The sequence below is a fragment of the Caballeronia sp. ATUFL_F1_KS4A genome (genome assembly GCF_023630905.1).
Lineage (GTDB): Bacteria > Pseudomonadota > Gammaproteobacteria > Burkholderiales > Burkholderiaceae > Caballeronia > Caballeronia zhejiangensis.
This window is the reverse complement of record NZ_JALQEB010000029.1, coordinates 283,461-295,135: the sequence shown is the minus strand read 5'-3', so window position 1 is coordinate 295,135 and position 11,675 is coordinate 283,461. Positions and strand designations below refer to the sequence as shown.

12 protein-coding genes are annotated in these 11,675 nt (G+C 66.5%); 4 read left to right on the top strand and 8 right to left on the bottom strand.

All coding sequences use genetic code 11. The features are described 5' to 3' along the window. Positions 1-74: 74 nt before the first annotated feature. Positions 75-746 carry a glutathione S-transferase gene (locus tag NCS03_RS16570; protein ID WP_175979231.1) on the bottom strand — a complete coding sequence of 224 codons (672 nt, stop codon included), beginning with the start codon at positions 744-746 and terminating at the stop codon, positions 75-77. A gap of 149 nt (positions 747-895) precedes the next feature. Here NCS03_RS16570 and NCS03_RS16565 point away from each other — a divergent pair, with 149 nt between their 5' ends. After that, positions 896-1,066 (top strand): hypothetical protein, encoded by a 171-nt coding sequence (locus NCS03_RS16565; protein ID WP_008353559.1) that lies wholly within the window; start codon positions 896-898, stop codon positions 1,064-1,066. Between the two features lie 46 nt (positions 1,067-1,112). Here NCS03_RS16565 and NCS03_RS16560 read toward each other — a convergent pair whose 3' ends face one another. The 6 genes from NCS03_RS16560 to NCS03_RS16535 form a co-directional block, all read right to left on the bottom strand. Then, positions 1,113-1,523, bottom strand: coding sequence for a response regulator (locus NCS03_RS16560; RefSeq protein WP_051079069.1), 411 nt, complete (start codon positions 1,521-1,523; stop codon positions 1,113-1,115). Positions 1,524-1,872: 349 nt separating this feature from the next. Beyond that, positions 1,873-2,667, bottom strand: coding sequence for an AraC family transcriptional regulator (locus NCS03_RS16555; protein ID WP_008353561.1), 795 nt, complete (start codon positions 2,665-2,667; stop codon positions 1,873-1,875). 85 nt (positions 2,668-2,752) lie between these two features. Then, positions 2,753-4,024, bottom strand: coding sequence for an NAD(P)/FAD-dependent oxidoreductase (locus NCS03_RS16550; RefSeq protein ID WP_250529410.1), 1,272 nt, complete (start codon positions 4,022-4,024; stop codon positions 2,753-2,755). Then, entirely contained in the window at positions 4,021-4,269 is a 249-nt protein-coding gene (locus NCS03_RS16545; protein ID WP_250459846.1) for a 2Fe-2S iron-sulfur cluster-binding protein, read from the bottom strand. The genes NCS03_RS16550 and NCS03_RS16545 overlap by 4 nt, the downstream gene beginning before the upstream one ends. Then, the gene (locus tag NCS03_RS16540) at positions 4,262-5,401 is read right to left on the bottom strand and encodes an NAD(P)/FAD-dependent oxidoreductase (RefSeq protein WP_250529409.1); all 1,140 of its coding nucleotides are present in this window, start codon (positions 5,399-5,401) and stop codon (positions 4,262-4,264) included. Before NCS03_RS16540 ends, NCS03_RS16545 begins: the two co-directional genes overlap by 8 nt. Then, entirely contained in the window at positions 5,398-6,330 is a 933-nt protein-coding gene (locus tag NCS03_RS16535) for a 4-hydroxyproline epimerase (protein WP_250435672.1), read from the bottom strand. The genes NCS03_RS16540 and NCS03_RS16535 overlap by 4 nt, the downstream gene beginning before the upstream one ends. Positions 6,331-6,542: 212 nt before the next feature. On the opposite strand from NCS03_RS16535, the gene NCS03_RS16530 reads away from it, so the two are divergent. Further along, on the top strand, positions 6,543-7,448 hold the full coding sequence (locus NCS03_RS16530) for a dihydrodipicolinate synthase family protein (RefSeq protein WP_008353567.1): 906 nt from the start codon (positions 6,543-6,545) through the stop codon (positions 7,446-7,448). 64 nt (positions 7,449-7,512) lie between these two features. Here NCS03_RS16530 and NCS03_RS16525 read toward each other — a convergent pair whose 3' ends face one another. Then, on the bottom strand, positions 7,513-8,256 hold the full coding sequence (locus NCS03_RS16525; protein WP_008353569.1) for a response regulator transcription factor: 744 nt from the start codon (positions 8,254-8,256) through the stop codon (positions 7,513-7,515). Positions 8,257-8,783: 527 nt separating this feature from the next. On the opposite strand from NCS03_RS16525, the gene NCS03_RS16520 reads away from it, so the two are divergent. Then, the gene (locus NCS03_RS16520; RefSeq protein ID WP_250435671.1) at positions 8,784-10,076 is read left to right on the top strand and encodes an MFS transporter; all 1,293 of its coding nucleotides are present in this window, start codon (positions 8,784-8,786) and stop codon (positions 10,074-10,076) included. Between the two features lie 115 nt (positions 10,077-10,191). After that, positions 10,192-11,634 carry an MFS transporter gene (locus tag NCS03_RS16515; RefSeq protein ID WP_250529408.1) on the top strand — a complete coding sequence of 481 codons (1,443 nt, stop codon included), beginning with the start codon at positions 10,192-10,194 and terminating at the stop codon, positions 11,632-11,634. The last annotated feature ends 41 nt before the right edge of the window (positions 11,635-11,675 follow it).

Below are 11,675 nucleotides of genomic sequence, written 5' to 3'. Positions count from 1 at the left end.
CGCCTTTGGGCTGAGTGATTGCGTCCGAGTCATTGTACGCAACGCGCTTACCGTTCCCGCAATAGGCCGGATGGCTAGCTTGCGTAATCGTATCGGCCGCCTTTTTCGAGCGCGCGCTGATATGCCGGACGCGCGTGAATGCGTTCGAGAAAGGCGCGGATATGCGGCATCGACTTCGCGCCCGCGCGGGCGCTGCCGGCTTCGAGGGGAAAGCTCATTTGCACGTCGGCGGCGGTGAACGAATCGCCGGCGAACCACGGCGACTTTGCCAGTTCGGCATCGATATAGCCGAAATGCAGACGCAGTTGCGGATCGATGAAACTGCTCTGCATCGTCTGCGCGATGCGCCTTGCGATCGGCTTAGCGAAGAACGGCATTTTCGCGCTCTCCAGCCGCCGCGCGACGAGCTTGAGCAGGAGCGGCGGCATCGCGGAGCCTTCGGCGTAATGCATCCAGTAGTTGTAGCGCAGGCGTTCGGGCGTCGTGCCGGGCGGCGGCGCGAAACGGCCTTCGCCGTACCGTTCGACGAGATATTCGATGACCGCGCCCGACTCGGCGAGCGTGAGGCCATCGACGGTCACGACGGGCGATTTGCCGAGCGGATGCACCGCGCGCAACTCGGCCGGCGCGAGCATCGTGCGCGGGTCGCGCTGATAGCGCTTCAGCTCGTACTCGACGCCGAGTTCTTCGAGCATCCACAGCACGCGCTGCGAGCGGGAATTGTTGAGATGATGAACGGTCAGCATGCCTGGACTCTTCTTCATATTCGACGATGCCGCTCGCGGTACGCCACTTGCATCCAGCGAACTGATGCGCGGCCGGGCGTCGAAAGCATACGGCCCTTCGATGAAGGCCGCGCAACGATTTCTAACACACAACGAAAAAGGAGAAGTCGATGACGCTGATCATTTATCTCGTAGGCTGGCTGATTTTCATTGGCGGCGTGTCGTGGGCGCTCGTGGCGATGCACGTCTCGCAGCACACGATCATGATCGTGGCCGTCATCATGCTGGGCATCGCCGTCATCACGGGCGCGACGCGGGCGCGCAACCGCGACCGGTCCTAGGCGTTCCGGGCCGCCGTCGATGGCGGCCCGCGCGACTCACATCACATCACATCACCACACGGGCCCGAGCCGCGTCCTGGATCAGCGTGACGAGTTCGTCGGGATGCACCGGCTTCGTCATGAAATGCTGAAAGCCTTCGCCGATGCTGCGTAATCGGTATTCCTCGCCGCCGTGCCCCGTCAGCGCGATCGCCACGGACGGCGGCAGATTTCCGCGTATTTCGTGATCCCGCAAACGTTGGACGAGGTAGAAACCGTCCATCTCGGGAAGGTCGAGATCGCAGATCACCGCATCCGGAAGATGCTCGATCGCCGCTTGCGCGCCGTCTTCGGCGTCGGCTACGGCGATGACTTCGGCACCCTCTTCTTCCAGCAACGTCTGCAGCGACGCTCTGCTCTCGGGATCGTCTTCGATGAGGACGATCCGCATATGCCCCAGTCTTGCCACTTCGTTCATGATGTTCTTTTCTACTGCCAAAAACGGAATTCTCGCGTCGGTCTCCAGCTCTTTCCGCCGCGCGCGCGGTAGCGCGCACTAATTGACACGAGAACGCGGCGGGAATTCCGAACGCACCGTTTTTTATGCCGCGCGTACGCCGGTGCGGAACGCCTCGCGGTTTGTGACTGCGCCGACGCGAAAAATCGCCCGGTTGCAGCGTGCCTAAAAGAGCAAAAACCGGACCGGTTTGCATCTTTCGCCGCAAGCGCCGCGTCGCGCGGGCCTCCCGGCCGATCCGCCTCGCCCAAACGCTCGTCACACGCGCACGATCGTGTAATTCCGGCATCGGCCGTGCCCTGTTTTCCCATCAGACGTTTGTCTCGCGGATGGAATCGGGGCGCGAGGCGCTCGACGTGCCCGCCTGCAGCAGCGCGCGATATTCGCTCGGCGTGAGGCCGACCGTCGCCTTGAACTGGCGCGTGAAGGCGCTGTGATCGGTGTACCCGCACAGCGCGGCGACATCGGTGACTTTCTCCTGCGAGACGAGGAGCGCAGTGGCCGCGTCGAGCCGCGTTTTCAACAGCACCTGGCGCGGCGTCAGATGAAAGACCTTGTGAAAGTAGCGCTCCAGTTGCGCGATGGACATGTTCGCCATCTGCGCGAGCTGCCGCATGTTGAGCGGCTGCACGTAATTTTCCTGAATGTGCTGCACGACCGCCGCGAGCCGGCTGTACGCGGGATGCGTGCCTTCGGCCGCTTGCAGATCCCGCGAAATGCCCGCGAGCCCGACGATATGTCCCTGCGTATCGTGCAGCGGCTGCTTGCACGTCATGCACCAGCCGGGCTCGCGCCCCGGATACAGATGCAGTTCGAGCTGATCGATCAGCTGATGTCCCTGCGCGATGATCGCCTGATCCTGCGCCGTGTAGATGCGCCCGAAGCGACGCGGGAATACGTCCTCGGCGGTCTTGCCGAGCAGCGCGGATTTGTCGTCCTTGTGACCGCAGCGGCGCGCGAGCGTGCGATTGACCATCGCGTAGCGCGCCTCGCGATCCTTCACGAAGAACACGATGTCGGGCATCGCGTCGAAAACCGGCGCGAGCAGCGCGAAATGCGCGAGCATGTCGGCGAGCGTCGATGCCGGAGGTGGTGCGATCGTCATGCGTGCGGGTGTCGGTTGCGCTCGATGGATTCTGGCGACCGATTATAGGAGCGCCAATACGCGGACAAAATTGGCGCTGGCCCCACTAGAAATGACGCGTTTCGGTCAGTTCGCCCGCAGCGATCAGCGTGTCGATGCAAACCGGCGCGAACGGTGGACGCGCCACCGCGCGCGGCCATCCGAACAGGAGCGACGCCGCCTCGCCGCAGATGCGCCCCTGACACGGCCCCATGCCGCAACGCGTCTGCAATTTGGCATCGCGCCAGTTTGCGTATGAGGCGACTTCGCCGATTGAAACATCCTCGCAGCGGCACAGCAACGTGTCCGGCGATGGCATCGCGCGGGCGTCGGCGCCGAGTTCGAACGTACGTGCGACGCGTCGCGCGAAGGCACGCCAGCGATCGCGTTCGCGCACCAAACGCGCATCGATGGCGACGCCGAGCGCCGCCTGCGCCGCGATCGCGCCTTCGACGCGCGCGAGTTCCATCCCGCCGATGCCCGCGCATTCGCCCGCCGCGAATACGTCTCGCTGAGAGGTTCGCTGGGCGCCGTCGACGTGGATCGCGCCGTCGCGTTCGTCCGTCAAGCAGCCGAGTGCGAGCGCGAGCGTCGTGTTCGGCACGAGTCCGAAACCGCACGCGATGCGATCCGCTTCGAGCGTTTCATCGCGCCCGCGCGTGCGGATCGTGACCGCCTCCACGCGCGCGCTTCCATGCGCCTTCACGACGACGCTGCCCGTCCGGTAACACGCGACGCCGAGCGCGACGGCCTGCGCCAGCTTTCCCGGCGTCAGCGCCAGCGACGCGACGAATCGTGCCACCCGCGCGAACGGCGCCTGTTCGACGACCGCGACGACGCGCGCACCGTGACGACGCGCGGTATCGGCGGCGGCGAGCAACAGCGGCCCGCTGCCCGCCACGACGATGCGCTCGCCACGCACCGGCATGCCGCCTTTGACGAGCGCCTGCAAGCCGCCTGCACCGGTCACGCCGGGCAAGGTCCAGCCGTCGAAAGGAAGCAGCCGCTCGCGCGCGCCGGTCGCGAGGATGAGCTTGGAATACGCGAGCACGAGCGGCGCGCCGTCGCGTTCGAGCAGCAGCCGTTTGTCGCCGGGCGCTGCCGCGACCTTCGTCGAGTTCATCACGATCAGCTTCGCGTGCGAGCGCGTTTCGTCGAGCCATTGGCGCAATGGCGCGGCGGGCGCTTGCGTCGGACCTTGCCGCCAGATCTGGCCGCCAGCGCGCGGATTGTCGTCGATGAGCGCGACGCGCCCGCCCGCTCGCGCCGCCATTCGCGCCGCGCTCAAGCCCGCCGGTCCCGCGCCGACGATCGCGATGTCCACTCGTTCGATGTTCATCGCGCCGTCTCGATCGACAGGCCGTCGCGGCAAAGCGTCTGACAGCCGAGCACATGCGCGCGGCCATCGACCGTCACGCGGCATTCGTGACACACGCCCATGCCGCACAGCGCGGCGCGCGGCTCGCCGGTGACAGAGCGCCGCGTGCCACGAATGCCCCGCATCGCGATCGCGGCCGCGACGGTCGCGAACGCGGGCACGTCGAGCGATTCGCCGTCGATGATGACGCGCACGCGCTCAGCCATCGGCGTGCTCCGGCGCGAATCGTTGCGGGGAGAAAGCGTTCGTGTCGGGCATATCGAATGCAAGCGGCTCGCCGAGCATCTGCGCGACGAGGAGTTTCGCGGTGCCGAGCGACGTCGTCACGCCGAGCCCTTCGTGACCCGCCGCGAGCCACAGCCTGTCGCCGGGGAAACGCGCCGGTCCGATCAGCGGCAAGCCGTCGGGCGTGGCGGCGCGAAAACCGGTCCACGCGCGAATCGCATCGAGCCCGCCGATTCCCGGCAGATAGCGCGTCGCGCGCGCGAGCATCATCGCGAGCACGTTCATTTCGACGGCGGGATCGAGCGTGCCGAATTGACGCGACGACCCGATCAGCACTTGCCCGGTCGGACGCGGCTGCGCATTGAACGCGACCGACGTGCCGCGCGCGTGATGCGCGCTCTTGATATAGCCGAGCTCCAGCACCTGATGACGAACCGTGCCCGGATAACGATCGGTGATGAGCAGATGCCCCTTCTTCGCTTCGAGCGGCAGGCCCGCGATCAGATCCGGCGCGGCGAGCCCGTTGGCGATGACCACGTGCGCAGCCGTTCGTCGTTCACCATTCGCGAGCGTGACGCGCGCGTGCGCGCCGGCGGCGTCGACGGAATGCACCGCGCAGCCGGTCGATACGCGAATGCGCGTCGAACTCGCCAGCAGCCATTGCGCGGCGGCGGGCGCGTAGACGATCGCGTCGTCGTCGATGAGCAGGCCGCCTTGCATCGCGTGGCTCACCGACGGCTCGGATTCGCGCAGCGCGGCGCGGTCGACCATATGCGCGCGCACGCCCGCCGCGGCGAATGCGTCGCGCATCGCGCGCGCGGCGTCGAGTTCCTCGTCGTCTTCCGCGATCCAGAGCGTGCCGCAGCGCGAGAACGCATCGCGCTCGCGCAGTTGCGGGCCGAGCGCGAGCCACAGTTCGCGCGAAGCCCGCGCCAGCGCGAATTCGGCGGGCGAATCGTTCATCACGACGATATGGCCCATGCCCGCCGCCGTCGCGCCGCCGCCGATGCCGCCCGCGTCGAGCACATCGACCGTCATGCCGCGCGCGGCAAGCTCGGCTGCGCACGCCGCCCCGACAATCCCGCCGCCGACGACGATCACGTCCGCCGTCATATGCCTTTGATGAACGGATCGCGCGCGTCGAACACGAGCCGTCCTTCGCACATGACGTGCGCGTAACCGGTGATCGTCGGGATCAGCGCGTCGCCGTCGAGCGCGTAACTGCCCTCGAACACGCTGCCGATGATGCTCTCCTGGCGCCAGATGTCGCCCGGCGCGAGCGCGTCGTCCGCCGCGAGGCACGCGAGCTTGGCGCTCGTTCCGGTGCCGCACGGCGAACGGTCGTAGGCGCTGCCCGGGCACAGCACGAAATTGCGGCTGTCGACGCCGGCGACGGGCGAATCCGCGAACAGTTCGATATGGTCGATGAACGCGCCGTCCGCGCCGGTGATGCCCTGCGCATGCAAGGCATCGCGGATCGCCTCCGTGAACGCGGTCAGCTCGGCGATGCGCGCGGGCACCAGTTCGCGACCGTGATCCGCGACGAGAAAGAACCAGTTGCCGCCCCACGCGACGTCGCCGGTGAGCGTGCCGTGGCCGGGCACATCGACCGATACCGCCCGCCGATGCCGATACGCCGGCACGTTGCGCACGCTGACGCTGCCGTTCTCGTGCAGCGTCGCATCGACGGGCCCGACGGGCGTATCGATCCGATGCCGCCCCGGCGCGATCCTGCCCGCATGGGCGAGCGACGCGACGAGCCCGATCGTGCCGTGCCCGCACATGCCGAGATAGCCGACGTTGTTGAAGAAGATGACGCCCGCCGCGGCTGCGGGATCGTCGGGTTCGCAGAGCAACGCGCCGACCATCACGTCCGAGCCGCGTGGCTCCGTGACGATGGCGCGGCGCCAGTCATCGAAGCGCGTGCGAAACGCGTCGAGCCGTTGCACGAGTGTGCCGTTGCCCAGATCGGGGCCGCCCGCGATCACGAGGCGCGTCGGTTCGCCGCCCGTATGCGAGTCGATGATGTCGATGGTTTTCATGCCGCTATCGTAGAAACGCTTACGCCGGGCGTCTTGACGCGGCTGGACGGTTTGGATGACGAAATCGGCATAATCGAAGGTCGTCCGGAGGGGCTTTTCGCGCTGCGAAACGGCTATGCCGAAATCGGCACGCGGCGCGCGCGAATCATGCAAGACGCCTGATTTTTCGGTGCTTACACTGCGTACCGTCCAATCAATTTCGGAGAGCCGCCGTGACGCATATCTGGGAAGGCGTGATGCCCGCCGTGACCACCAAGTTCAACGCCGATTTCAGCATAGACCGTGCGTGGACCGCGAAGAACATCGACGCGCAGATCGAAGCGGGCGTGGACGGCATCATCGTGTGCGGCTCGCTCGGCGAAGCATCGACGTTATCGCTGGACGAAAAGCTCGACGTGCTCGACATCGCCGTGGACGCCGCACGCGGCCGCGTGCCGGTGCTCCTGACGATCGCCGAGAACAGCACGCTCGACGGCTGCCGCCAGGCCGAGCGCGCCGCGCGCCACGGTGCGGCGGGCTATATGGTGCTGCCGGGTTTGCGTTATCTGTCCGACCGGCGCGAGACGCTCAATCATTTCCGCATGGTCGCCGATGCCAGTCCGCTGCCGCTGATGGTCTACAACAATCCGCTCGCTTATGGCGTCGATGTCACGCCGAAGATGTTCGCCGAACTTGCCGAAGACAAGAAGTTCGCGGCGATCAAGGAATCGAGCGGCGACGTGCGCCGCATCACCGATCTCATCAACGAAACGGGCGACCGCTATGCGATTTTTTGCGGCGTCGACAATCTCGCGATGGAAGCGATGCTGATGGGCGCGCACGGCTGGGTCGCGGGTCTCGTGTGCGCGTTCCCGCGCGAAACGGTCGCGATCAGCAAGCTGATTCGCGCGGGGCGTGTCGAGGAAGCGCGCGCGATCTATCGCTGGTTCGCGCCGCTGCTCGCGCTCGACGTGTCGCACAAGCTCGTGCAGAACATCAAGCTCGCCGAGGCGATCGTCGGCCTGGGCACGGAGCCGGTGCGTCCGCCGCGCCTGCCGCTCGCCGGCGATGAGCGCAAGGAAGTCGAAACGCTGATTCGCCGGAGCATCGAGACGCGCCCCGCATTGCCGGCGCTTTAAGACGCGCGCGAAATGAAAAATGCCGCCGGTTTGTCAACCGGCGGCATTTGCTTTTTGATGGGCTTCAGGCCGCGATCTGCGCAGGCGCGGGATCGGTGAGACCGCCATCCGAATCCGCGCCTTCATCGTAGAGATGCAGCAGACGGTAACCGCTCTTGTACACCGGCTGCAGGCGGAAGTTGTTGACCGGCTCGATTTCCAGCGCGAGACGCAGGCGCGAAACGTGGCTGTCGATCGTGCGGGTCGTTTCGCGGAACTCGCGTCCCCAGACCATCGCGAAAATATGATCGCGCGACAGCACGCGCCCGATGTTCGAGAAGAAAAGCTGCGCGAGGCGGAATTGCGTGCCGCTCAACTGCACCGGCTTGCCGCGCACGGTGACGGTTTGCTGGCGTGCGTCGAAACGATACGGCCCGACTTCGAGGCATGCGCTCGACGTCGCGGGATACGCGCGGCGCAAGAGCGCTTCGACGCGCGCGCCGAACTCGCCCGGCCGGATCGGATACACGACGAAATCGTCCGCGCCGGCGGTGAGCGCGCAGACGACGTTGTGTTCGGCGCCGTCCGGCGTCGCGAACATGACCGGCACCCGTTCGCCGAAGCTCGAGCGCACGGATTTCAGCAGATCGAGGCCGCAGAGGCCCGTGGAATTCCAGTCGAGAATCAGCAGATCGACCGTGGAGCGGGACAGCGCCTTCGACAGCACGAGGCCATCGCCGAAAGTCACGCAAGTGTGGCCGAGTCGTTTGACGACATCGCTGATGAGATTTCGATAACTGGGGTCGGTTTGCAAAACGGCGACGCGCATAGTGTCTTACCTGATGAGTCCAAGGGACATGAAGCGGAGGCCGTTTTGCGGCGCCCGCCGGGCGTCTCGTCGCGGGATGAGACGGGGATTTACAAGCTGCGAATTCTGGGCAGCGATGCGACCCTTTCCCATCGGACTCATCCGAATTGTCAACGCATGTGACTGCGTAGCGCCCGGAACGGGCGGCGTCTGATGCGCGCAACCATCTCGAAATTAGAACGGGTTTTCGCTTTTGCGCGCGCTTTCATCCTGTAACATGCCGTGTTTGGCTCAAAAGTTCCCGCTTCCGCCGTTTTACCGAGACGTCGCGTAGCAAGCTGCGCCGCGACTGTCCGTCGCATCGCGCAGCGCGGATGACGGGCAGCGGCTTTCGAATCCGCGCCCGCTGGCTTCCGGCCCGGATCGTTCGCGTTCCGCGCCCGGGCCTTCGCTTCGCGTCCACCCGGCGCGTTTAGTCACTCCCGCAGGGCAAAGCCTCGTTCTACCGCGCGTCATGCGTGGCTTTTCCACTTACGGGTTCTTTTCCGATGCAGGCAACACCTCTGTCCGACGCCCCGCGCGCGGCCAGCCGTGCGCTCACGCGCGGCGATTACAAGACGCTCACGCTCGCCGCGCTCGGCGGCGCGCTCGAGTTCTACGACTTCATCATCTTCGTGTTCTTCGCGCCGGTCATCGGCCAATTGTTCTTTCCGCCGTCGATTCCTGACTGGCTGCGTCAATTGCAGACTTTCGGCATCTTCGCGGCGGGTTATCTCGCGCGCCCGCTCGGCGGGATCATCATGGCGCACTTCGGCGATCTGCTCGGACGCAAGCGCATGTTCACGCTTTCCGTGCTGCTGATGTCCGTGCCGACGCTCCTGATGGGCCTCCTGCCCACGTACGCGTCGATCGGCCTGATGGCGCCCGTCCTGCTGCTCGTGTTCCGCGTGATGCAGGGCGCGGCGGTCGGCGGCGAAGTGCCGGGCGCGTGGGTGTTCGTGTCGGAGCATGTGCCGGGGCGTCATATCGGCTATGCGTGCGGCACGCTCACGGCCGGCCTGACGGCGGGCATTCTGCTCGGCTCGCTGATCGCCACGGGCATCAACAAGGCGTTCGCGCCGGCCGAAGTCGCCGATTTCGCGTGGCGCCTGCCGTTCCTGCTCGGCGGCATCTTCGGTCTGTGCTCGGTGTATCTGCGTCGCTGGCTGCATGAAACGCCGGTGTTCGCCGAGTTGCAGAAGCGCAAGTCGCTCGCCGCGGAACTTCCGCTCAAGGCCGTGCTGCGCGATCACGGCCGCGCCGTCATCGTGTCGATGCTGCTGACGTGGATGCTTTCCGCCGCGATCGTCGTCGTGATCCTGATGACGCCGACGCTGCTGCAGAAGCAGTTCCACATCGCGCCGGCGACGGTGCTCGTCGCGAACTGCGCGGCGACGCTGTGTCTCACGATCGGCTGCGTGCTGGCGGGCGCGATCGCGGGCCGCATCGGCGCGGGCAAGACGATCTTCGTCGGCGGCGTGGCGCTCGCCGTCACGTACTGGATGATGTTCCAGCAGGTCGCGGCCGATGCCTCCGCGCTTTTGCCGTGGTACGCGCTCGCGGGCTTTTTCGTCGGCGTGATCGGCGCGATTCCGTTCGTGATGGTCAAGTCGTTCCCCGCGGCCGTGCGTTTCTCCGGCATCTCGTTTTCGTACAACGTCGCGTATGCGGTGTTCGGCGGACTCACGCCGATCGTCGTCTCGCTGATGATGAAATCGAGCCCGATGGCGCCCGCGATCTACGTCGGCGCACTGTGCGCGGTCGGCGCGCTGACGACGTTGTTCATCAAGCAGGCGCGCTGATCCGGCGTTAGCGTTCCACACGCGAAGTGGCGCACCGTTCACGCGGTGCGCCATTTTTCATTGCGCTTTCACGTTTCGGCCCACGCCGAAACATCGGCCGCGCCGCGCGCCTACGATGGCCGGCATGAACTCGAATCTTTCTTCATCCGAAACGCGTCTGTCCGCACGGCAGACGCTCACCGTGACGGCGACCAGCGTCGGCTTCGTCGTCTCGCAACTCGATGTCTCGATCGTGAATGTCGCGCTCGCGCGCATCGGCCACGATCTGGGTGCGAGCGTCGCGAGCCTGCAATGGACCATCGACAGCTACGCGCTCGCCTTCGCCGCGCTCATGCTCTCGGCCGGTTCGCTCGGCGACCGCTTCGGCGCGCGGCGCATGTTCGTCGGCGGACTCGCGCTTTTCGCGCTGGCGTCGCTCGCGTGCGCCTTTTCCGGCGACGCGACGCAACTCATCGCCGCGCGCGCCTTGCAGGGCGTCGGCGCGGCGGCGATGCTGCCGAACTCGCTCGCGCTGCTGAATGCGGCGTGCGGCCACGACCGGCGTCTGCGCGCGCGAGCGGTCGGCTTGTGGACGGCGGCGGGCGCGGTGTCGATCGCGGCGGGGCCGATCGTCGGCGGCGTGCTGATCGCGGCGTTCGGCTGGCGCAGCATTTTCTGGGTCAATCTGCCGATCTGCGCGGCGGGCATCGTCGCGACGCTCGCGTGGATAGAAAACGCGCGACCCAAAGATGCCGGTCGTGCGCGCGGCATCGACCTGCCCGGCCAGGCGCTGGGGATCGTCGCGCTCGCCTCGTTCGTCGGCGCGGTGATCGAATTGCGCCCGCTCGGACCGATGCATCCGCTCGTCATCGGCGCTTTGCTGCTCGCGCTGGCGGCGGGCGGCGCGTTCATCGCGATCGAGCGCGAAAGCCGCACGCCGATGCTGCCGCTGTCGCTCTTCGCCGAGCGCACGTTCAGCGCGGCCGTGGCCTTCGGTATCGGCGTGAATCTCACCTACTATGGAATGGTCTTCGTGCTGAGCCTGTATTTGCAGCGCGTGCTCGGTCACACGCCCTTGCAGACCGGCCTCGCGTTCCTGCCGCTGACGGGCGGATTCCTGATCTCGAACCTGGCGAGCGGCCCTGTCGTCGCGCGCTTCGGCTCGCGCGGCCCGATGATCTTCGGCGCGCTGCTCGACGCCGCCGGTTTCGCCGCGCTCGCCTTCGTCGATGCGACGACGCCCACGGCCGCGCTGCTCGTGCCGTTCCTGCTGATTCCATCGGGGATGGGACTCGCGGTCCCGGCGATGACGACCGCGCTGCTCGGCACCGTCGGCCAGCCGCGTGCGGGCACGGCGTCGGCGGTGCTCAACACGGCGCGGCAGGCGGCGGGCGCGATCGGCGTCGCGGCGTTCGGCGCGCTCGCGGCTCATGGCGACGGCGCGGCGAGCGCGCACCAGATCGTCGATGCGGTGCGCTGGTCGGCGGCGATCTCCGTCGCGCTTCTGTTGTGCGCCGCGTCGATCGCGCGTCATGTGAACAATCCGGCGAGCGCGAACGCCGAAGAACGTGTTACTTAGAGACGGACGTCGGGAACGGCCGTTGCAACGCCCAGGTAAAG